Origin of the sequence: Flavobacterium sp. 1 (assembly GCF_002797935.1) — a bacterium.
Taxonomy (GTDB): Bacteria; Bacteroidota; Bacteroidia; order Flavobacteriales; family Flavobacteriaceae; genus Flavobacterium.
On sequence record NZ_PGER01000001.1, the window covers coordinates 3,979,532 to 3,998,900 of the forward strand.

The window sequence follows — 19,369 nt, forward strand, 5'->3', positions numbered from 1 at the left end:
TAAACTTTCAGAACTATTTTTCGAAGAGACTAATTAAACAGCGTTTGGTTTACCATTAAATATTTTCCTTATCAATCCATTTCCCCACCGTTGGCGCAACATAGTTTTCCATTTTGTCCAAAAGATCATCGATAGAATCGCTTACCAAAAGCATCTGTTGGTTTACTTCTTTCAAAAGACCTTTGTCAGCCATTGTCTGAACAAAAACAATCAATGCATCATAATAACCATCAATGTTCAAAATGGCAATCGGTTTTTTATGCAGTCCGAGCTGACCCCAAGTGAGCATTTCGAAAAGTTCATCCAATGTTCCAAAACCTCCAGGCAGAGCGATTACGCCGTCGCAAAGGTCATTCATTTTGGTTTTCCGTTCGTGCATGGTATCGACCAGAATCAATTTGGTTAACTGTTTGTGGGCGATTTCTTTTGACCTCAAAAAGTTGGGCAGCACGCCGATTGCTTTTCCGCCTGCGTTCAAAACTCCGTCGGCAACGGCACCCATAAGCCCAACATTGGCACCGCCGTACACCAATTCAATGTTTCGTTTGGCTAATATTTGTCCAAGCAAAATTGCCTGCGAAGTGTAGATTTCTTCAATTCCTGAACTGGAACCACAGAATACGGTTATTCGTTTCATTTTTTTGTTCTTAAGTTGTACACGAGCAGAAGGTTCACTCTAGCTAGGGAATATTTCTATGATCCAATAAGACCATATAAATATTGATATGCAAAAAAAGATATCATAATAATCTCTGCAATTAAATATGTCATAGCTTTTGCAAATTGATTATTATAAAGCTTGATTATTTTATATAAATTAAACAATAATGGAGGAAAAATTAGAAAATAGTCTGCTACTATACCACATTTAATGGCCATAGCACTACTAGCTCCAGCTCCTGAACCAAAATATCCAAAGAAAAAGAACAGTAAAATAAAAAACATCCCAAAGAAATAAATAATTTCTAAAACTAATATTTTTAGCATAAGGATTAAATCAATTTTCAAGAGACAATCTTTTAAGTTCATCAATTTATTTATTACCAGCTCGATTATCGTTTAGCTATATTATTTTTAAATCAAGATAACTTATTTTGGAACTTTCAACTAACAGTTCACTGATTTTGGTTAAACCAATCAGTTATCATTTGTATCAAATTCCACAGTCCATTCAATGCCATACTTATCTCTAAACATACCGAAATATGTACCCCAAGGACTGTCGTCAATTGGCATTTCTATTTTTCCTCCTGCTGAAAGTCCGTTGAATAATTTATCGGCTTCTTCTCTGCTTTCTGTACTGATTGAAATTTTGGATCTATTTTCGTTTTCATTTACACGTCCCATACTTTCAGGAACATCATTTGCCATTAAAGTGTTATTACCAATTGGCAAAGCAATGTGCATTATTTTATTCGCTTCATTTTCTGATACTTGGAATTCAGGGCTTGAAAAGTCTTTAAAACGAATAATCTTAACGAACTCACCGCCAAATACAGATTTGTAGAATGTAAATGCTTCTTCGGCATTGCCATTGAAGTTAATGTAAGGATTGATAAGTGCCATAATTATTTTTTTAGGTAATTATTTATCTGAAAATTATTTTGTGTTTAAACCAAACTCTTAAATCTTTTATAACAAATGATGTGCAGTTATTTATTTAATTTATACAGATTTTCCAAGAAAATTATCTTTTTATCTTCGCTCCAATTATTTGTATAAACAAGTAAATTTAAAAAATTATTTTTTGCCGAACCAAAGAGGAATACATTATCGAGTTTGTTATCATTATATTTCCAGATTATATATTCTACTTCAGCATTTTCTTTAATCATTTCCGTTTTGAAATTATTCTCTTTATAATAGTTTGAATCCCAAACATAAAACAACTTTACGTTTTCAAAATCTGATTCATTGCTTTTAAAAAAAGGATATGATTTTTTCGGGTTTTGAGCAACTGCAATAATTACTCCGTCTTTATTTTTTAAATACGTTTGACCAGAATCATCCTCTGTATTCAATTGTTCCCATTTCCCGGGAACTTTTATATCACCAGATTTCGTTTTTATACCAAACAAAAATATAATAAATACCAATTTTGATAATTGTTTTTTTTAGATTACATTTGGACTATATTATAACAGTGATCATGGCACATCCAAAAATTTTGGTAATTAAGGAAACTGAAAAAGAGATTAAAAATCTACTTAAGCAATCTATTCCATTTATTGGACAACGCTTGAGAGTACTTTTAATTTTGAAGCAAAATGAAGAAACAGGGATTTCTAGACGTGAAGTTGCTAAATTAGCAGGGGTTGACCCAAACAGTGTTCAGAAATGGCGGACATTATACCTCAATTCTGGAATTGATGGTTTGATTAAACATGGAAAAACAGGCTTCAAGCCATCTGTTTTTAATGCTGCTGAACACACGATGTTGGAAACAAAACTCAATAACCCTCAAAATGGGCTTCAAGGTTATGTAGAATTAAAAGATTGGATTGAAAAAGAAACTGGAAAAAGCTTTAATTACAACACCTTGCTTTATTACTGCATCAGAAATTTTAAATCAAGTGTAAAAGTTGCCCGCAAAAGTCATGTCAAAAAAGATGAAGACCTAGGAAGCTCTTTTAAAAAGACTTCGGAAGAATCTGTCAAGAAACAGCACTAAATGCTGTAGGCGATTTTAGCTCTGTAAATTTATATTTTCAAGATGAGTCACGTTTTGGCTTATTTACTCGAAATGGAAAATCAGTTACTGCAATTAGGGTTAAACCAATTTGCACTTTCCAACAAGTTTTTAAATCAACATGGCTTTCTGGGGCTTTTTCGCCCATAACAGGGGATCATTTTCAATTAATACTTCCACATTGCAACACTGATAATTTTCAAATTTTTCTAAATAATTTTTCAAAAGAAAACCCCAAAGAACTCAAAATAATGGTATTGGATAATGGGCGATTCCATAAGGCTAAAAGATTGATCGTTCCAGAAAATATTGTTTTGGTTTTCCTGCCACCATATAGCCCGGAACTTAATCCAGCCGAAAAAATGTGGGCAAAATACAAAAGAGAATTTTCTAATAAATTTTATAATTCAATCGAAGATGTAGAAGATTTCATTATTACTGCAGTTAAAAACACAAGTAAAAAAGAGGTAATGAGTATCTGTGGTTATGCCTACGTCTTTTTAGATCAAATTTGGTCTAAAAATTAAATGCGTTTGGTATTACATTAGAGTAATCCTTAATATCTTGACAAAAAATAAGATTTGGCAGGAGAAAAAGCATCACGAACATTAAATTTAATTTATTCATAATTTTGGTTTTATAATTATACACTGCGTTCAGATAATAAATCAAGTCTATTTTTGGATTTGTCAAATCATCTCAAATATAAAACCAACTCTTCAATTAAATCAATTACCCAAATCCGTTGTACCTGTTACCTGCTGGTTTTTATTCAGAATATTTTAAGAATAAAATATCTGATTTACAGTTGTAGGTTTTTTGGTCAAGTTTCCAGTAAAATTCTGTTTCTAGACTAGACATATCCATTGATAAACTTGTCAAATGCTCAGTTATCTTTTCTCGAAGGAAAACTAAATTTCTTTTAAGTTTCCAACTATTTGTCATATCTGTCTCATCAGTAAGCACTAAAAAGAATCTATTTGAAGCGTCAAAACGAGCTTCTCCTTGATTTTCATACAACCATTTCTTTAACTCTGTTGGATTAGCCTCTGCTTCTGCAATTATATTTTTCTTATGTGTTTTTAATGCAGTTATAAAGTCTTTTGCTTCTTGTCTTTGATCTTCAGTAATCTTGTTGTAAAGATGAAGTTTTAATGCTTTATCTTTAATATCATTCGGTATAAATATCTTTAATTTTCTACAAATCCCCTTAAGCATTGTTAGTTCATTTCCATATCCAACAGCTTTCAATTTGTCAGCTAATAATTGCTCTGGAAAATATGTGACTTTTAAATCGAAAGGTATGTCATTAATAAAAAAATCAATTTTCTTTACTAGTCCTACAGTCGGAAGAACTGTTTCGTGGTCTTTGAATAAATCTTCAATCAAAATTGAAGTCCAATGATTATACCATGAATTAAGAGTGTAACCTCTTAAACTTGTAAGAAGACTACCTTCTATCTCGTCATTTATAGCATCGTAAGATTGGATTCTCTTAACGTAATTATTTACAATATTCTTTTCTAAACTATTACCAAAAGAACCACCCCAATCGAAGTATTGTAGTCTTGTAAGTTGGTCAACTAAATAGTCTTGATTTCCTATTCTTGTCGCTCTTTCTTCTTGATATTTTGAATTAATGAAATCATTTATTTGGACGTCTGTAATTTGAACTATATTAAAAATGTGTTCAAAATATTCTTTAGATTTTAGCTGTGAAATATCAATATTGTGAATCCTACTAAATTCTTTCATAGTGTCTTTTCTCGACATACTACGAAGTTTAAGAAATCGAATACCTCGATTATCATTCTCTATGTCAGGAAAGTCATTAGTCCTAAAACATTTATCCAGCTGTGCAAAATTCAAGTTTGTCATTTAATATCCATTGTTGATTGTCTGAAAATTTAAAATTTTCAATTAATATTTTAAGTAGGTCAACGTCTCCAATTAATATTTTTTCAGAAAAGACTTTATTCATTGTTTTCAGAAAAATTTCATTTGTATCAAGGCCACCATTATCTAACCATTTCTCAATTTGTTCGATAAATATTTGGGTAATTTCTTTATCTGATTTACAGACAACAGTTTCAATGGTTGAAACTTTTTGAAAAGTAACCAATACGTCTCCTTTGATACTTGTCAATCGATTGATTTGTCTTGGGGTAAAAGATTTTTGAACAAGCCATTTATAATCAACTAATTCAAATCCACTTTTAATACAAGCATTTGTAATAGCTTTCCATTCTTTTCCAGATAATGAATGATAAGTAAGAGAAAAGTACTTATTTGGTTTAAGCACTCTCCGAATTTCAGAAAAAGCTAAATTGATTTCCTCTTCAAATTTAGTACAGTCTTTTCCTCTTTCTTTACTATCTGAAATGACAATTTCGTTTTTGTAGTCGGGCTCAAATTTAAGCCAAGAATTCCAAATTACACTTTGTTCAAAATAGGGTACAGCATCTCCATAAGGTGGGTCAGTAAAAATATAATCAATTGATTCATTTTCGATTGATAAATTTTTAGCATCATTTTGAAGAGTTTGATAGTTATTAGAATAATTTACAGCATTAAAATTAAACTCACCTTTATCCCCAAACTGATTTAAGTAATCTTCTTTTCCTTTAATGATTTTTGAAAATCTATTTTCAAAATAGTGAAGTACATTATTCTCTAAATATGTTTCTCCAATATAAAATCCAGTCATCCACGCTCCAGGAGCCATTGCTCCTCTACTTTTAATTGGAGGCAATAATTTTGAACAATTTGCTAAATTTGCTGTGAAAGCAACTTTAAATAAATCCTTTTCTTTTCCGCTTGAATGTTTTTCTATTAAAGTTAATAGTCTTGCATGACAAGCAAGGGTTCTTTTTGTGAATAAGTCAGAAACATTCATTCCTTCTTTTGCAGAAATTCGTGAGTTTCGAATCAGTTTTGTTATTGGAAACCAATCAACTACTTCTTTATTTTTTTCAAATTTCAAATATTCTTTTGATTCTATTTCTGTAATATCTATTTCTTGTGATTTATTAGAACCTAATATTTTGAACTTACATTTTATGGGATTATCCTCTTTATCTCTTAAAATAGTTATTAACTCAACAGATTGTTCATTGTAGCTCCATTTATACCATTCAAAATTATAAGGTTCAAATTCAGATTTAATTAATTTCCATTGCTTCTTTAGCTTTTCTAAATCAATATTCTTTTCTAAAAGTTGAATGTTAATAAAGTTAGCAATTGGATTTAAGTCATTTGAAATTACATTTCTGTTTAAAATATATGCTTCTGAACAAAATACACCATACCCAGAAAATGGGTCAAGAACAGTATCACCTTCTCTCGAATATTTTTCGATTAGTCCTTTTAAATCATTTGAAGGTTTTTTCCCCCAATACTTATGCATTTCGTATCTGTCTCTTTTCTGTTTCAAATTTTCTAATATTTTCTTTTCAAAGGTAATATTTCTTTTTTGTTATTCGGTGTTTCAGCTTGCAGGTAACTAGCAGCTTGGTCTGACAAACCTTTAGCTTACATCTCTCAAATATAAAGAATTATAGTCATAAACTTACCATGTAAAGTGTAGCAATTTTCCCCCTAAAGCTCTTGTAAACTGCGTGAGGGATAGTAATAAGCTACCGAAGTAGCATGGATAGCCCGACAGCATAAAGAAAAGGGGCCGAATCACCAGTTCGATGATTCGGCCCCTTTTCTTTATGGTGGCACGCCCAAAAGGAGCTTTTACCCCTTAATTTGTTTCAGTGAAGTCTTGATTCCTTTGATTAATGAAGAACTAAAACCGTGAAGCTCCATTTCGTTCAATCCTGCAATGGTACAGCCTTGCGGTGTAGTTACGCGGTCGATTAACTGTTCCGGATGTCCTTTTTCTTCGAGAAGCATTTCGGCAGCGCCTTTGACAGTTTGTGCGGATATCGCCAAGGCGGTCTGCCAGTCAAACCCAATTTCGATTCCCGCCTGCATAGAAGCACGAATGTATCGCAAAGCAAATGCAGTTCCGCTTGCTGCAAGGACGGTTGCAGCATCCATCAGTTTTTCGTCAATAATGGGTGCTGTTCCCAATCCTTGAAAAAGAGCTACGGTTTGCTGTGCCTTTTCTTTATTTTTTTCGTGATAGGCAATACAAGTAGCCGATGCTCCAAATTGTGCCGCAATATTTGGCATAATACGTACAGTGCTATGATTGTCGCCTATTTTGTTTTGTAAATTCTCGATAGAAAGTCCGCTTACCGCCGAAGCGATTACTTTGTTTGAAATAGCTGGCAGTATTTCGGCCAAAACGGTATCTACCTGATATGGTTTTATAGTCAAGATAATAACATCTGCTTCCTGAATGTTGCTTGTATTGTCGGTGGAAACTGTAATTCCTAATTCTTTTAAATGAGAAATAGGCGCCAAGTTGCGTCTTGTTACAGTTACCTGATTATTTTTAGTGAATTTTGCTATTCCTATTGCGACAGAAGCGCCAAGGTTTCCGCCGCCTATGATGTGTACTTTCATTCTGGTATATTTTATCTTTGGTTGATTAATAGTATGTTGAATACTGAAAAAATTGAGCCACAAAGTACACGAATTATCCCGAATTTATTATTTTAAAATCTAAATAAATTCGGGTAATTTGTTATTTTAAAATTGCAGGTTTTAATTAAATCCTAAGATTAATTTGGCTGCCGCAAAATAGATGATGATTCCAAAACATCATTGTTTTTATAGCAGTTTACCTCTCAAGAAAAGCATGGCTATCGAAAAGTAAATAATTAATCCTGTAACGTCCACCAAAGTAGCAACAAATGGAGCTGATGATGTCGCTGGATCCAATTTAAATCTTTTTAACACAAACGGAATCATGGAGCCGGAAAGTGTTCCCCATAAAACTATAAAAACTAAAGAAACAGATACAGTCATAGCTATAAAAAACCAATACACTCCATAATCATGAAAGTTTAATGTTTGCCAGACCAAGATTCTTATAAAACCAACAATTCCCAGAATAGAGCCTAATAAAAAACCAGACGCTATTTCTTTTTTCATGACGTACCACCAGTCTCTCAATGTCAGTTCTTTTAGTGCCATTGCACGGATAATTAAAGTTGCTGCTTGTGAACCTGAATTTCCTCCACTGGAGATAATTAATGGAATAAACAAGGTGAGTACAATTGCTTTATCAATTTCCCCTTCAAAGAAACCCATTGCCGAAGCGGTAAACATTTCTCCCAAAAAAAGAACAACAAGCCAAGTAGCTCTTTTTTTAACCATTTCAAAAAGTCGGGTTTGCACATATGGCAAATCAAGAGCTTCTAATCCCCCAAATTTTTGAATGTCTTCCGTATCCCTTTTTTCTATCTCATCTTTGATAACATCAATAACATCATCAATCGTGATTCTACCAACTAAACGTCCCAATTCATCAACAACCGGAATAGCTTCCAAATCGTATTTTTCCATGATTCTCGCCACATCAACATCGGGAGTTTCAACATCTACAAAGTGTAGTTTCTTAATATAAACATCACTAATCGGTGTTCTTGTGGAGGTACTCAACAAATCCTTGAGCGACAATCTGCCTTTTAAGCGATCCTCATCGTCAACTACGTAAATAGAATGAACTCTAGATATGTTTTCGGCTTGAATCCTCATTTCTTTTACGCAAGTGAGTACATTCCAATTTTCGTTGACCTTAACCAACTCTTTGTGCATGATTCCCCCTGCCGTATCCTCATCGTAACGAAGTAAATCGACAATTCCTTTAGCATGTTCAACGTCCTGTAGTTCGGATATTACTTCAGCTTTTTTCTCTTTTGAAAGTTCACCGATAATGTCAGCGGCATCATTGGTCTCCAATTCATCAAGTTCTTCAGCAATCTCTTTTGCCGAAAGTCTCTTTAATATATTTTCCCTTAAATCATCTTCTAACTCTAAAAGAATTTCGGCCGTTTTTTCGCTGTCTAATACTTTAAAAATATAAGTTGCCTCATCAATATCAATCTCGTCAAGAATTTCTGCAAAATCAGCGTGATGCATATCATTCAACAAAATCTCCAACTCCTGATTATTCTTCGCTTGGATGAGTTGAGCTATTTGCTTAATAAGCTCTTTACTGATTTTAAACTCCATCTGCTTCTATTTTTTGGGTCAATTCTATAAATTCTTTGTAGTCTAATTGTTCTGGACGCAAGTTAAAAACGCTATCTTCTCTCAAACTGTCGGACAAATTTAAGGTTTTTAAACTGTTACGCAAGGTCTTTCTGCGTTGCTGAAAAGCTGTTTTCACGACAGTAAAAAACAATTTTTCTGTGCAAGGCAAACTAAAATCTTCTTTCCTACGCAAACGCAGGACGCCCGACTTCACCTTGGGGGGAGGATTGAACACATTTTCATCTACGGTAAACAAATACTCCGCATCATAAAAAGCCTGCACCAAAACCGATAGAATTCCATAAGCCTTTGTTCCCTTTTTTTCGCAGATGCGTTCTGCCACTTCTTTTTGGAACATTCCTGCAAATTCCGGAATCTGATTCCGATATTCCAATGCTTTGAAAACAATCTGCGTCGAAATATTATACGGAAAATTTCCAATTATGGCAAATTGTTTCCCTTTAAAAACTTCGTTGATATCGTATTTCAGAAAATCCTTTGAGATGATTCTGTCTTTCAATTTATCATAATGAACACCCAAATATGCAACCGATTCGGTATCAATTTCGATAACGAAAGTATTGATTGGTTTTTCCAATAAATACTTCGTCAGTACTCCCATTCCAGGTCCTATTTCCAACACGTCTTCATATCCTTTTAAATTCAAAGTATCGGCGATGTCTTTCGCTACGCTTTCGTCTTTTAAAAAATGCTGTCCGAGGTGTTTTTTGGCTGTTACTTTTTCCATATCGTTATTGAGGCGGGGCAAGACTCGCTTATTTTTTTAGGGTTATATTCTCGCAGAGAAAAAAAGAATCGATTTACACAAAATTTGGGTCTTTCAATCCTAATTCTATCAAATGCTTCTCTATCGAATTCAAATCGCAAACACGCCAATTTTCATTTAACGCATAATCTCCGCCTGCAAAAGTAACTATAAAATTATTTTTAGTTTTCAAATCCATGATAGATTCGGTGTTGCCTCGGCTAATTTTTGGATTATAAACGTATCTCTAAAAAATCAATGTGCTTTTTCACCGAATTACTTGAGATCCCTAATGCATTGAATAATTGATAACCGAGCCTTGAATCGAAACAATCTTTTCGCGAAATATTATTAAAATATACACGATTAATTATATTAAAATCGAATTAGCCTTGTAAATTTTAAATTGAAATTAAAATTTACAAGGTTAATCTATGTTCTAATGATCTGAAATCACTTGTAATTCGGTTCTAAAAGTCAGCATTTTATCACCAAACAATTTCACGCCTTCTTCTCTTAATTTAGGGGCATCTTCTAGGTAATATCTTTCTAATGTTTCCTTACTGTCTGTTGTATATTGAACCGAATAGGTAACGCCTCCCATTTCTTCTTCTACCAAAACACGAACTAAACGTGCTGAAATAAATTTTCCGCAAGCCAGCATTTCTGGTATGTGTTTGTGCTGCATCCAGATCATCCATTTGTCATGAACACTTTCGTGTATGTTTGTAGTAACGTTGTATATTATCATATCAGCCCCCTAACCCCCGAAGGGGGAATCCTACTAGAGGTAAGTAGGGTTAAAAGAATATATTTATTTTTAATTATAATAGTAATGTAAATCCTTAATGAATTCCCCCTTCGGGGGTTAGGGGGCTTTTACAAGTTCGTATCTCCCCGCAATTCCCTAAATTTCCTCCTTGCATCTACAAAATAGATACTGTCCTGATGGCTGAAAATAATTTTTTCATACAAAGCCTTTGCCTTATCGGGTTGCTGCAATTGTTTATTGTAAATATCCGCCGAGAAATACAAAGCTTCGTCTACATAAATTCCGTCACTGTGATGCTCAATAATATCTTGATATTGTGCCAAAGCCAAAGCATAATCTCCCAGCTTTTCATACAATCTGCCCAAACGCAATAAAGTTACTGCTTCAATTTCCTGTCCTTTGAAATTTTTTAGAATCTGCTGAAACTGAGCAATTGCTTCTTGATTTCTATTTTGGTACAAAAGATAATCTCCTTTGGCAAATTGCTTTAAGGCAGTTTGGGTCGAATCGGCGACTGTGTTGTCATTAATCAATAAAAAATACTCCAAAGCATCATTAGCAATTAACTGCGTACTGGCCGATTTTAGTTCTTTAAATTGTTTCAAAGCCCATTCAAAATCAGTTTTGAAATAACTTGTTTTGGCTGATTTCAAACTTGCTTCATGCGACAGCACGTTGTTCTGCAGATTTTCTTGAATCTGCGAATAATAAAGTAATGCCTGATTGAATTTTTCTTCGGAAAGGAGAATATCTGCCAATTCCATTTTACATTGTGCCTGATCAAACTGATTCATCTGCATCTCCATGGCGCGTTTTATAATGGCTTTTCCCTCGGTGGGATTTTTCATTATGAAACTTACAAAATGCGCTTGTTTCAGCTGCAAAGATAAAGTAACTGGCATTATGCCGTATTGTTTTAAAAGTGCATCAAATTGAGAGTTGATAGCCGGAAAATCTTTTTCCTGTGCTTTTTCCATTTCCATCTGCAATAAATAGCTTTGAGCTCTCACAATCAATTCAACATCTGTCGTGTTTTCCAGCACATAGTTCATAACCTCTGTGGCAACTTCCTGATTTCCCTCTTCGATGGTCATTTGCCCTAAACTGATAATATTGATTAGAGATTCCGGATTTCGTTTATAAATTGCCTTTTCCTGAATAAAGGCTTTTCCAAATTCTTTTTGCTGCATGTAAAACCAGCTCAAAAACTGATTCCAAAAAATGTCCTGATTTTTTTGAACTCGGACAATCAACGCTTTTCGAAGACTTTCATTGAATTTGGAATCTTCATCTCTGGACATATAGCGTGTTAATTGATTTTGAATCATCAATACCGATTGCTGACTTTCGAACGCTTCTTCCAAAAAATTAGCAATCATTTCATCAGTTCTCCCTAATTGACCGTATAGCAAGGCCGTTTGATATTTAAAATCAAATGTTGGCACCATTTCACCCGCCACCAAATAAGATTTTAAAGCATATTCGAGCAATACTTTCTTTTCAAAAGTATTGGCCACACCATACACTTCATTTGGGTTTTTTCTGATTTTTTCTATTGCCTCATCATAATATTTTTTGGCTTTAGCGTCATTTTTCTGCAGTTGAAAATTGTATCCTAATTCAACCAAAAGCGTAGACTGTTTGGAGCTTGCCAATCGATCCTGTATTTCCTTTTCGGCAGGGTCAAACTGAAGCAATTGCTGCATACAGTCAATTTTTCGCTGAAAATAAAAAGGGTTAGACGGCAAACTATTCGATAATTCCTGATAGCTGACCAATGCTTTCTCGAAATCACCTTTGTCATAATAATACTGCGCCAATTGCTCGTTTTGGGAAAACCCAATTAATGAAAAAAACAAAGCGATATGTAGTAAGATTTTTTTCATTTTAATAGCAATTTTTTAAAACATATAAGTCATATAAGTTTGCATTTGCTTTGTTTTCAAATTTTTGCAATATTCTTATATGACTTATTGTATAAATTTTCAACAACAAATTACACAAATTGATTGAATAATTTGACGAGTGAAAGTTTAAAAACTTATTCAGTCACAAATACTTATTATGACTTATATATTAAATTTAATCTATAATATCAAACCCACAGTAAGGACGCAATACTTCTGGGATTACGATTCCTTCTGGAGTTTGGTAATTTTCTAAAATTCCAGCAAGAACTCTTGGTAAAGCCAATGAACTTCCGTTTAATGTGTGTGCCAATTGGTTTTTTCCATCTTTATCTTTGAAACGTAATTTCAAACGATTCGCCTGAAAAGTCTCAAAATTAGAAACAGATGAAATTTCCAGCCAGCGTTCCTGTGCCGTAGAATAAACTTCAAAATCATACGTCAAAGCCGAAGTGAAACCCATATCTCCTCCGCAAAGACGTAAAATTCGGAAAGGCAATTTCAATTCCTGCAGAATATTTTTCACATGCTCTACCATTCCGTCAAGTGCTTGGTATGAATTATCAGGGTGTTCTACACGAACAATTTCTACTTTGTCAAATTGATGCAAACGGTTCAAACCGCGAACATGCGCTCCATAAGAACCCGCTTCACGGCGGAAACAAGGCGTATAGGCAGTTCGCAATATTGGAAATTCATTTTCGCTTACGATTACATCTCTAAAAATGTTAGTCACTGGAACCTCAGCAGTTGGAATCAAATATAAATTATCGGTAACGTCATGATACATTTGTCCTTCCTTGTCCGGCAATTGCCCCGTTCCATAAGCCGAAGCTTCATTTACAAAATGAGGAACCTGAACTTCCTGATATCCTGCCTCAGTATTTTTGTCCAAAAAATAATTAATTAAGGCACGCTGCAAACGAGCACCTTTTCCTTTGTAAACAGGAAATCCAGCACCTGTAATTTTTACTCCCAATTCAAAATCGATGATATCGTATTGTTTTACCAATTCCCAGTGCGGTTGCGCTCCTTCATGCAAAACTGGAATATCGCCTTCTTCATAAACATTTAAGTTATCCTCCGGTGTTTTTCCAACTGGGACGATGTCAGCAGGAAGATTAGGCAGTGTGTATAATTTCTCTGTTAATTCATTTGCTAAAACATCAGCGGTTTCTGCCAATGCTTTGCTTTTTTCTTTTAACAGAACCGTTTTTTCTTTAAGAATTGCCGCTTTAGATTTCTCACCGGCTTTCATCAATTCGCCAATATCTTTGGATAATTTATTAGATTCGGATAAAACAGTGTCTAACTCTACTTGCGTAGCACGTCTTTTTTCATCCAATTGTACCACTTCTTCAACAACTTCTCTGGCATCCATATTTCTTTTGGCCAAAGCGCTGATTACTTTCTCTTGATTCTCTCTAATAAATGCAATTTGTAACATAGTTTGATTTTTATAACTAAATAATGGAAGCAAATTTAAGGAAATGTTTGCTAACAATCAGACAAAGTTTTTTGTGCTTTTATTTTAGCTTTTGGATAAATATTCTGAGCCAATCAACTGTATGAATAACTTTTTGCTATTATATCCTAACATGTTAAAGATTCTAAATTGAACCCAACTATTTCTTTTTAGACATAAAACGGACATCATTAAACTTTTTTTTTCTAATTTTACTAAAAACTAGAAATTATGCTATTAAAAAATATAGAAACCGCGCTGAATAAACAAATCCGAATTGAGGCAGAATCCTCTCAAATTTATCTTTCAATGGCTTGTTGGTCTGAGGTAAACGGACTGGAAGGAATTGCCCAATTTATGTATGCTCAATCTGATGAAGAGCGTTTACACATGCTGAAATTAATAAAGTATATTAATGAACGTGGCGGTCATGCTCAAGTTACCGACCTGAAAGCACCAAAAACGACTTACGAAACCTTCAAAGGAATGTTTGAAGAATTATATAAACACGAAATTTTTGTTTCAGAATCTATCAATGAGCTGGTTCATATCACTTTTCAGGAGAAAGACTATGCAACTCACAACTTTCTGCAATGGTATGTAGCCGAGCAAATTGAAGAAGAAGCTACGGCCAAAACAATTTTGGACAAAATCAATTTGATTGGTGACGACAAAGGCGGATTGTATCTTTTTGACCGTGACATTCAGCAGCTTTCAGTTGTAAGCGCTGCTGCCAATAATGCTGCTGCTGCCAAATAATTAAGATACCTCTTAATAAATAATATCCTCAAAATACAGTATATGTATTTTGAGGTTTTTTTTGCTCCAAAAATGTTAAAGTTTATTTAGAATAGATAAAAACAACATACATTTGCATTGGCTTTAAATTCTTTATACCAAAATTTCGAACAGATTCATAACAATAATCCGCAGTTACCTTGAGCAAGAAAGAAAAAGAAAAGGAGAAAAAGGACAAGAAGAAAAAAAGGATAAAAAAGAAATCCTCAAAAAACTGAAAGCAGTCGAAAGTTGCAAATCAACCTGTATGTCCAGCTGTAAAGTGCCATCAAACTGCAAATCCAGCTGTTGCGAAAAATACAAGAAAAGCGAAAAAAAACGCTGCAGCCGTTGTCCAATGTTTGATTTACTGAAAAAAACAGCATAGTTGTTAGTTAATTGTTGTCGGTTTGTTTGACGGTGAATAATTTGTTATTCCCTTTGTCAAAAGACCATTTTAAAAGAACCAACTCAATATGAATATATAGTAATAAATAAAAAGTGTTCGCAAATTGCGAACACTTTTTTTATGCAAAAAATTAGAGATTAAGCCTTACTTCCCTAGCAACATAATTTCGCTTACGACCACTTCGGTGATATAGCGTTTGTCTCCGTTTTTGTCATCGTAGCTTCTGTGGGTAAGTTTACCGTCTATGGCGACTTGTTTGCCTTTGGTTACGTATTTCTCTATAATCTCGGCGGTTTTTCCCCAAGCGACTACGGTATGCCATTCGGTTTGGTCCACACGTTCTCCTTTGTCGTTTTTGTAACTGTCGTTGGTGGCAATTGTTAAATTAGCTAATTTTTTTCCTCCCTCAAAAGATTTGATGATTGGATCGTTTCCTGCATTCCCGATTAATTGAACTCTGTTTTTCATGGCGTGTAAATTTAAATGTTAGTGTGTATATGATTTTTTTGAAATTGAAATTTGCAATTGTTATTGCTATTGCATTGTTTCATTTCGACTTGGCAAAGATGCGACGGCTTGCAAAACTTATTCGGTTGCTAACTGCTTACTTTCGGTTGTAATTATTTGTAACCGTTTGTAAATGGAAATTTTTGAGTATATTTGAGAGGTTGTCTCAATTTGTCTAATATAAAAGTTTGGTTATGAAGAAAATAATATTAATTTTTATTCTAATGTTTTTGCAAAGTTGCAATGGAAAATTAGAGAGTTCGACACTAGAAATCATTAATAATTATTCATTTAATTCAGCAATTTCAAACTCTGATAAAATAATAATTAGACAAAAAAAGGCAAATCAAACTGAAGCAAACAGAGATGAAGCTTGCTTTGAAAATAAATCAATCTTTGAAACAGAGAAAACTGAAAGAATTGAAAGTTTTAAAAAATTGTTTGAAAACTCAAAATATACTGATTATTGTTGTTGTCCTGAAACCAATTATTCAATTGATTTTTATAAAAAATCAGAGAAAATCGTTTCTTTTTTTGCAGACACCTCTCAGAACAAAAATAAAGTTCGTGTTTTTGAAAGTAATTTTCAGTACTCATATTTAATTGATAAAAATAAGTGGAACCTTTTCTTGAATCAAATTAAAGTTAAAAGGCAAAACTAATATCAACAGCTAACGCATATGAAAATCATAAGAACAAACCCATTATTTGAACTCTATATCGAAAATAATGCTTTAATAATTAACAATACACAACATTCAAAAGACAATAAACGCATAAAGATAGAGGATATTGAAAGTGTTGAACTTATTCGGGAGTTGAGTTTTTGGAATAAAATTATAGAAGTAACATTTGGATTTTTTGTTCCAGCTAAGTCTGAATTATTAAGGATTAAGTTTGAAGATAGTTTTAAAGATATATTAGTAACTGATTGTGATTCTAAGAAAGTAAAAAGTTTGGTTTATGAAGTAAATTTGTTGATTATAAAAACACAAAACCATAATCACTAAACTAGCCCTGATGGAGCCGATATCCTCGTAACGGAGTGGAGAGATAAAGGCGACAGCAGGAATCCATGCCTACAAATAAAGCCTAATAATTCGCTCCAAAAAATGAAATGATGTTGAATATAAAACGATAATAGTATGAAAACCTGCCTTGAATGTGGAGATCCAATCGTGGGCCGCGAAGACAAAAAGTTCTGCAGTGATGGCTGCCGAAATGCCTACAACAACAAAATAAATAAGGACAGCACGAATTATATGCGCAATATCAACAACAAATTGCGTAAAAATTACCGAATTTTGTCAGAGCTGAATTCGAATGCCGATGGAAAATCCAAAACAACCCGAGCCAAATTGATGAGCAAGGGATTTGATTTTGAGTTTTTCACCAATGTTTTGAATACCAAATCGGGAAATACCTACTATTTCCTGTATGACCAAGGCTATATGGTTTTGGAGAATGATTTTTATATGCTAGTTAAAAAAGATATTTAATACCCTCAAATAATGAAAAAAAATTACTCCTCTCTTATAACTGTTGTTCTCATAGCAGGGATTTTGACCTTTTTATTTGCTTTCCTAACGCCGTCTTGGTCGCCTAATGAGGAAGAAAAAGTTATGGAGTTTTCGACTAGCAGAGCTTTGGAACATATTACAGCAATGACCAAAGAACCGCATTATGTAGGCACAAAAAACCACGAGACCGTTGCCAATTATATTATCAAGGAACTGCAAAAACTGGGTTTGGAAACTACGGCTCAGGAAGGTTTTACGCTGAGTGACTGGGGAAATCTTGTAAAATCCAAAAATATCATGTGCCGTATTGAAGGGAGCGCAAACGGCAAAGCTTTGCTCCTGCTCTCTCATTATGACAGCGCACCGCATTCGTTTTCGCTTGGGGCGAGTGACGATGCCTCGGGTGTGGCAACTATTTTGGAAGGTGTTCGCGCTTTTTTGAATGCTAAAACAAAAAACAAAAACGATATCATTATTCTATTTACCGATGCGGAGGAACTGGGCTTGAACGGCGCAGCACTTTTTGTAACCCAACATCAATGGGCTAAGGAAGTTGGACTGGTTTTGAATTTCGAAGCCAGAGGTTCTTCAGGGCCGAGTTATATGCTGATGGAAACCAACAAAGGAAATGCAGGTTTGGTAAAGGAATTTGCTAAAGCTGGAGCAACCTATCCAGTTTCGAATTCACTGATGTACAGTATTTACAAAATGCTGCCGAATGATACCGATTTAACGGTTTTTAGAGAGCAAGGAGATATTCAGGGATTTAACTTTGCTTTTATCGATGGTCATTTTAATTACCATACACAACAGGACGATGTCGCTCATTTAGACAAAAGTACACTAAAACATCAAGGTTCTTACTTAATGCCATTGCTGAATTATTTCTCGAATGCCGATTTGAATGCCACGGCTTCGACTGCAGATGATGTTTATTTCACAATCCCTTTTACGTTCATCAGTTATCCTTTTGACTGGGTATTACCGATGACGCTGATTGCTACGGGTCTGCTTATTGTATTGGTGTTTTTGGGTAAAGTCAAAAGAATGCTGAAACTGAATGATATCATGAAAGGCTTTTTCCCGTTTTTGGGTGCTTTAATTTTCACCGGACTGATTACATATTACGGCTGGAAAGGATTACTGCTGTTGAATCCGCAGTACAATGATTTGCTCAACGGATTTACCTACAACGGACACGATTATATTGTGGCCTTCATATTGATGAGCCTTTCGATTTGTTTTTTCTTTTATCAGATCGCCTCGAAGCCAAAAGTAACGATGAACCATTATGTGATTCCGCTAATCTTTTGGATTGTGCTGAATGGTTTTCTTGCCAACAGTCTCCCAGGTGCAGGGTTCCTGATTATTCCAGTGTATTTTGGACTAATTTCTTTTGCGTTTTTTATCTTTAGCCAAAGATCCAATTGGATTGTAAACCTCATTTGCAGTATTCCCGCTTTGTTGATTATTGCTCCGTTTATCCAGATGTTCCCGATAGGTTTAGGATTGAAAGTGCTGTTTGGAAGCGCAATTTTGACGGTTTTGGCATTTGTATTGCTGTTGCCGGTTTTTGGGGCTTTTACCAAAAAAGGAAGCTGGTCATTGTTATTCTTCTTGACTGCTGTACTATTTTTAGCGAAAGCGCAATATCATTCGGGTTACGAGTTGGGCGAAGCCAAATCCAACAGTTTGGTCTATCTCTATAATGCTGATACCAACAAAGCTCATTGGTTGACTTATGATACCAATCTAGATTCCTGGACGAAAAATTATCTTGGTGAAAAGCCAAAAGGCGCAAAAATATTCAATGATTTAAAGTTATTCAGCAAATACAATTCGGAGTTCACTTATGCTTCTGAAGCGCCAGACAAAAGAATTGCTGGGCCAACTATTACTTTCCTAAAAGACAGCGTGGTCGGTTTCAAAAGATATTTAAAAATACAGATTACCCCAAACCGAAAGGTCAACCGCTATGACATTTTTGCCAATGAAATTATGAGGTTTTTTAATTTTAAAGCCAATGGCGCAACAACTTTGGGACAAAAAGGAACGGAATTAGAAAGAGGCGGTAAAAAACTGTTGAGCTATTATGTTGTCAATAACGAACCGCTGGTATTACAGTTCACCATCAACAGAGCCACTGTTCTAGATATGCATGTCATGGAAAGCTCTTTTGACTTGATGACCAATCAGTTGTTTAGCATGACTCCAAGAGAAGACTGGATGATGCCAACACCTTTTGTATTGAATGATGCAATAATCATTACCCAAAAATTAAAACAAACTCCGAAATTCGTAGCGCCTGTTGTAAATCCTGTGGCAGTAAAACCGGAATTGGCTGATAGTTTAAAGGTGGTGAAGGATAGTTTACGATAAAAGTTCTCTCGCAGAGATACACAAA

At 34.3% G+C, this 19,369-nt stretch carries 21 protein-coding genes; 7 read left to right on the forward strand and 14 right to left on the reverse strand.

Annotated elements, in window-relative coordinates:
• Positions 1–55: 55 nt before the first annotated feature.
• From CLU83_RS16010 to CLU83_RS16025, 4 genes are all read right to left on the reverse strand, one after another.
• Entirely contained in the window at positions 56–637 is a 582-nt protein-coding gene (locus tag CLU83_RS16010) for a TIGR00730 family Rossman fold protein (protein ID WP_100432531.1), read from the reverse strand.
• 56 nt (positions 638–693) lie between these two features.
• Positions 694–1,008, reverse strand: a complete 315-nt coding sequence (locus CLU83_RS16015) for a hypothetical protein (protein ID WP_157802119.1) — start codon at positions 1,006–1,008, stop codon at positions 694–696.
• A gap of 129 nt (positions 1,009–1,137) precedes the next feature.
• Positions 1,138–1,566: a VOC family protein gene (locus CLU83_RS16020; protein WP_100432533.1), complete on the reverse strand. Its 429-nt coding sequence runs from the start codon at positions 1,564–1,566 to the stop codon at positions 1,138–1,140.
• Positions 1,567–1,652: 86 nt separating this feature from the next.
• Positions 1,653–2,096 (reverse strand): hypothetical protein, encoded by a 444-nt coding sequence (locus tag CLU83_RS16025; RefSeq protein WP_157802120.1) that lies wholly within the window; start codon positions 2,094–2,096, stop codon positions 1,653–1,655.
• A gap of 53 nt (positions 2,097–2,149) precedes the next feature.
• Here CLU83_RS16025 and CLU83_RS16030 point away from each other — a divergent pair, with 53 nt between their 5' ends.
• Positions 2,150–2,671, forward strand: coding sequence for a helix-turn-helix domain-containing protein (locus CLU83_RS16030; protein ID WP_100429852.1), 522 nt, complete (start codon positions 2,150–2,152; stop codon positions 2,669–2,671).
• Positions 2,650–3,216 (forward strand): IS630 family transposase, encoded by a 567-nt coding sequence (locus tag CLU83_RS16035; protein ID WP_100429851.1) that lies wholly within the window; start codon positions 2,650–2,652, stop codon positions 3,214–3,216. Before CLU83_RS16030 ends, CLU83_RS16035 begins: the two co-directional genes overlap by 22 nt.
• 241 nt (positions 3,217–3,457) lie before the next feature.
• On the opposite strand, the gene CLU83_RS16040 is transcribed toward CLU83_RS16035, so the two are convergent.
• The 9 genes from CLU83_RS16040 to serS all read right to left on the reverse strand — a co-directional run bounded on the left by CLU83_RS16040 (position 3,458) and on the right by serS (position 13,734).
• Positions 3,458–4,462 carry a hypothetical protein gene (locus CLU83_RS16040; RefSeq protein WP_157802121.1) on the reverse strand — a complete coding sequence of 335 codons (1,005 nt, stop codon included), beginning with the start codon at positions 4,460–4,462 and terminating at the stop codon, positions 3,458–3,460.
• Between the two features lie 73 nt (positions 4,463–4,535).
• Complete coding sequence (locus tag CLU83_RS16045) at positions 4,536–6,122, reverse strand: DNA methyltransferase (RefSeq protein WP_157802122.1); 1,587 nt, start codon at positions 6,120–6,122, stop codon at positions 4,536–4,538.
• 308 nt (positions 6,123–6,430) lie between these two features.
• On the reverse strand, positions 6,431–7,207 hold the full coding sequence (proC, locus tag CLU83_RS16050) for a pyrroline-5-carboxylate reductase (protein WP_100433776.1): 777 nt from the start codon (positions 7,205–7,207) through the stop codon (positions 6,431–6,433).
• Positions 7,208–7,414: 207 nt separating this feature from the next.
• A complete protein-coding gene (mgtE, locus tag CLU83_RS16055; RefSeq protein ID WP_100432537.1) occupies positions 7,415–8,821 on the reverse strand; it encodes a magnesium transporter in 1,407 nt (468 codons plus the stop codon).
• Positions 8,811–9,590 carry a 16S rRNA (adenine(1518)-N(6)/adenine(1519)-N(6))-dimethyltransferase RsmA gene (rsmA, locus tag CLU83_RS16060; protein WP_100432538.1) on the reverse strand — a complete coding sequence of 260 codons (780 nt, stop codon included), beginning with the start codon at positions 9,588–9,590 and terminating at the stop codon, positions 8,811–8,813. The genes mgtE and rsmA overlap by 11 nt, the downstream gene beginning before the upstream one ends.
• Positions 9,591–9,663: 73 nt before the next feature.
• The gene (locus tag CLU83_RS22165) at positions 9,664–9,807 is read right to left on the reverse strand and encodes a hypothetical protein (protein ID WP_157802123.1); all 144 of its coding nucleotides are present in this window, start codon (positions 9,805–9,807) and stop codon (positions 9,664–9,666) included.
• Positions 9,808–10,047: 240 nt separating this feature from the next.
• Positions 10,048–10,359: a DUF4286 family protein gene (locus CLU83_RS16065; RefSeq protein WP_100432539.1), complete on the reverse strand. Its 312-nt coding sequence runs from the start codon at positions 10,357–10,359 to the stop codon at positions 10,048–10,050.
• Between the two features lie 128 nt (positions 10,360–10,487).
• Positions 10,488–12,266, reverse strand: coding sequence for a tetratricopeptide repeat protein (locus CLU83_RS16070; protein ID WP_100432540.1), 1,779 nt, complete (start codon positions 12,264–12,266; stop codon positions 10,488–10,490).
• A 196-nt stretch (positions 12,267–12,462) separates the two neighbouring features.
• Positions 12,463–13,734, reverse strand: a complete 1,272-nt coding sequence (gene serS / locus CLU83_RS16075) for a serine--tRNA ligase (RefSeq protein WP_100432541.1) — start codon at positions 13,732–13,734, stop codon at positions 12,463–12,465.
• A 249-nt stretch (positions 13,735–13,983) separates the two neighbouring features.
• Between serS and CLU83_RS16080 the strand changes: the two genes are divergently transcribed.
• Positions 13,984–14,511 carry a ferritin gene (locus CLU83_RS16080; protein WP_100432542.1) on the forward strand — a complete coding sequence of 176 codons (528 nt, stop codon included), beginning with the start codon at positions 13,984–13,986 and terminating at the stop codon, positions 14,509–14,511.
• Between the two features lie 571 nt (positions 14,512–15,082).
• Here CLU83_RS16080 and CLU83_RS16085 read toward each other — a convergent pair.
• Entirely contained in the window at positions 15,083–15,406 is a 324-nt protein-coding gene (locus CLU83_RS16085; protein ID WP_100432543.1) for a single-stranded DNA-binding protein, read from the reverse strand.
• 233 nt (positions 15,407–15,639) lie between these two features.
• Here CLU83_RS16085 and CLU83_RS16090 point away from each other — a divergent pair, with 233 nt between their 5' ends.
• From CLU83_RS16090 to CLU83_RS16105, 4 genes are all read left to right on the forward strand, one after another.
• Positions 15,640–16,107, forward strand: coding sequence for a hypothetical protein (locus tag CLU83_RS16090; protein WP_157802124.1), 468 nt, complete (start codon positions 15,640–15,642; stop codon positions 16,105–16,107).
• Between the two features lie 18 nt (positions 16,108–16,125).
• Positions 16,126–16,455, forward strand: a complete 330-nt coding sequence (locus CLU83_RS16095; RefSeq protein WP_100432545.1) for a hypothetical protein — start codon at positions 16,126–16,128, stop codon at positions 16,453–16,455.
• 135 nt (positions 16,456–16,590) lie between these two features.
• Positions 16,591–16,944 (forward strand): DUF2116 family Zn-ribbon domain-containing protein, encoded by a 354-nt coding sequence (locus CLU83_RS16100; RefSeq protein ID WP_100432546.1) that lies wholly within the window; start codon positions 16,591–16,593, stop codon positions 16,942–16,944.
• Positions 16,945–16,956: 12 nt separating this feature from the next.
• Positions 16,957–19,344, forward strand: a complete 2,388-nt coding sequence (locus CLU83_RS16105; RefSeq protein ID WP_100432547.1) for a M20/M25/M40 family metallo-hydrolase — start codon at positions 16,957–16,959, stop codon at positions 19,342–19,344.
• Positions 19,345–19,369: the final 25 nt, after the last annotated feature.

What these genes read in the sequence shown, in the direction of transcription:
- CLU83_RS16010 (WP_100432531.1), bottom strand. Translation starts at nt 637, where the DNA reads ATGAAACGAATAACCGTATTCTGTGGTTCCAGTTCAGGAATTGAAGAA.
- CLU83_RS16020 (WP_100432533.1), bottom strand. Translation starts at nt 1,566, where the DNA reads ATGGCACTTATCAATCCTTACATTAACTTCAATGGCAATGCCGAAGAA.
- CLU83_RS16030 (WP_100429852.1), top strand. Translation starts at nt 2,150, where the DNA reads ATGGCACATCCAAAAATTTTGGTAATTAAGGAAACTGAAAAAGAGATT.
- CLU83_RS16040 (WP_157802121.1), bottom strand. Translation starts at nt 4,462, where the DNA reads ATGTCGAGAAAAGACACTATGAAAGAATTTAGTAGGATTCACAATATT.
- proC (WP_100433776.1), bottom strand. Translation starts at nt 7,207, where the DNA reads ATGAAAGTACACATCATAGGCGGCGGAAACCTTGGCGCTTCTGTCGCA.
- mgtE (WP_100432537.1), bottom strand. Translation starts at nt 8,821, where the DNA reads ATGGAGTTTAAAATCAGTAAAGAGCTTATTAAGCAAATAGCTCAACTC.
- rsmA (WP_100432538.1), bottom strand. Translation starts at nt 9,590, where the DNA reads ATGGAAAAAGTAACAGCCAAAAAACACCTCGGACAGCATTTTTTAAAA.
- CLU83_RS22165 (WP_157802123.1), bottom strand. Translation starts at nt 9,807, where the DNA reads ATGGATTTGAAAACTAAAAATAATTTTATAGTTACTTTTGCAGGCGGA.
- CLU83_RS16065 (WP_100432539.1), bottom strand. Translation starts at nt 10,359, where the DNA reads ATGATAATATACAACGTTACTACAAACATACACGAAAGTGTTCATGAC.
- CLU83_RS16070 (WP_100432540.1), bottom strand. Translation starts at nt 12,266, where the DNA reads ATGAAAAAAATCTTACTACATATCGCTTTGTTTTTTTCATTAATTGGG.
- serS (WP_100432541.1), bottom strand. Translation starts at nt 13,734, where the DNA reads ATGTTACAAATTGCATTTATTAGAGAGAATCAAGAGAAAGTAATCAGC.
- CLU83_RS16080 (WP_100432542.1), top strand. Translation starts at nt 13,984, where the DNA reads ATGCTATTAAAAAATATAGAAACCGCGCTGAATAAACAAATCCGAATT.
- CLU83_RS16085 (WP_100432543.1), bottom strand. Translation starts at nt 15,406, where the DNA reads ATGAAAAACAGAGTTCAATTAATCGGGAATGCAGGAAACGATCCAATC.
- CLU83_RS16090 (WP_157802124.1), top strand. Translation starts at nt 15,640, where the DNA reads ATGAAGAAAATAATATTAATTTTTATTCTAATGTTTTTGCAAAGTTGC.
- CLU83_RS16095 (WP_100432545.1), top strand. Translation starts at nt 16,126, where the DNA reads ATGAAAATCATAAGAACAAACCCATTATTTGAACTCTATATCGAAAAT.
- CLU83_RS16100 (WP_100432546.1), top strand. Translation starts at nt 16,591, where the DNA reads ATGAAAACCTGCCTTGAATGTGGAGATCCAATCGTGGGCCGCGAAGAC.
- CLU83_RS16105 (WP_100432547.1), top strand. Translation starts at nt 16,957, where the DNA reads ATGAAAAAAAATTACTCCTCTCTTATAACTGTTGTTCTCATAGCAGGG.